The organism is Streptomyces sp. Isolate_45 (assembly GCF_024721315.2).
Taxonomy (GTDB): Bacteria; Actinomycetota; Actinomycetes; order Streptomycetales; family Streptomycetaceae; genus Streptomyces.
On the sequence record NZ_JANFAK020000368.1, the window covers coordinates 1 to 1236 of the forward strand.

Annotated in this window: 1 protein-coding gene; it reads right to left on the reverse strand. The window is 69.3% G+C overall.

What is annotated here, in order from left to right; genetic code table 11:
- A partial coding sequence (locus NOD94_RS41110; RefSeq protein WP_281211350.1) for an acyltransferase domain-containing protein occupies positions 1–1236 on the reverse strand: 1236 nt, incomplete at both ends.

Below are 1236 nucleotides of genomic sequence, written 5' to 3' on the forward strand. Positions count from 1 at the left end.
CCCGCGTCCTCCACCGTCTCCTGCATCCCGACGGTGAGGACGGGGTGCGGGCTCGACTCGACGAACACACCGAAGCCCTGGTCGAGGAGCGTGCGGGTGACCTGCTCCAGCTCAACGGTCTGCCGGAGGTTGCGGAACCAGTACCCGGCATCCAACTCGGTCCCGTTCACCCACTCACCGGTCACGGTGGAGAGGAACGGCACCTGCGCGGCCTGCGGAACGATCGGGGCGAGCAGCTCGGCCAGCTCATCCTTCAGCAGATCAACCTGCGCGGAGTGCGAGGCGTAGTCCACCGCGATCCGCCTGGCACGGATCCCGTCCGCCTCACAGGCGGCCAGGAGCTCATCCAGGGCCTCGACCTCACCCGACACCACAACCGAGGACGGGCCGTTGACGGCCGCGACGGAGATCCGTGCCTCACCCCACCGGGCGATCCGCTCACGCACCTCCGAAGCCGGCAGCGGCACCGAAACCATGCCACCCAAACCCGCCAACACACGACCGATGGCCTGACTCCGCAGAGCCACCACCCGAGCCGCGTCGTCCAGGGACAGGATCCCCGCCACACACGCCGCAGCGATCTCACCCTGCGAATGCCCGATCACCGCACCCGGACGCACACCCGCAGCCCGCCACACCTCCGCAAGCGACACCATCACCGCGAACAGAGCCGGCTGGACCACGTCCACCCGATCGAAGGACGGCGCGCCCTCCACACCACGCAGGACGTCGGTCAACGACCAGTCCGTGAAAGGCTCCAACGCCTTCGCGCACTCATCCACCCGCGCCGCGAACACCGCGGACGAGTCCATCAGACCCGCAGCCATACCCACCCACTGCGAACCCTGACCCGGGAACACGAACGCCGTCTTCCCACCGACGACCGACCCCGTCACCACACCGGCGGCCATCGCACCCGACGCCACCGCACCCACACCCGCCACATGGTCACCCAGCACCACCGCCCGGTGCTCCAAACCCGCACGCGACGACACCAACGACCAACCCACATCAACCGGATCCACACCCGGCACACCCGGCAACCAACCCGCCAACCGCTCCGCCTGCGCCCGCAACGCCGCCGCACTCCTGCCCGACAACACCCAAGGCACCACCGACAAAGCCGACACGGGCGCCTCGACCTCAGCCTCGACCTCCGACACCGGCGCCTGCTCCACGATCACGTGCGCGTTCGTCCCGCTGAACCCGAACGACGACACACCCGCACGACGCGGG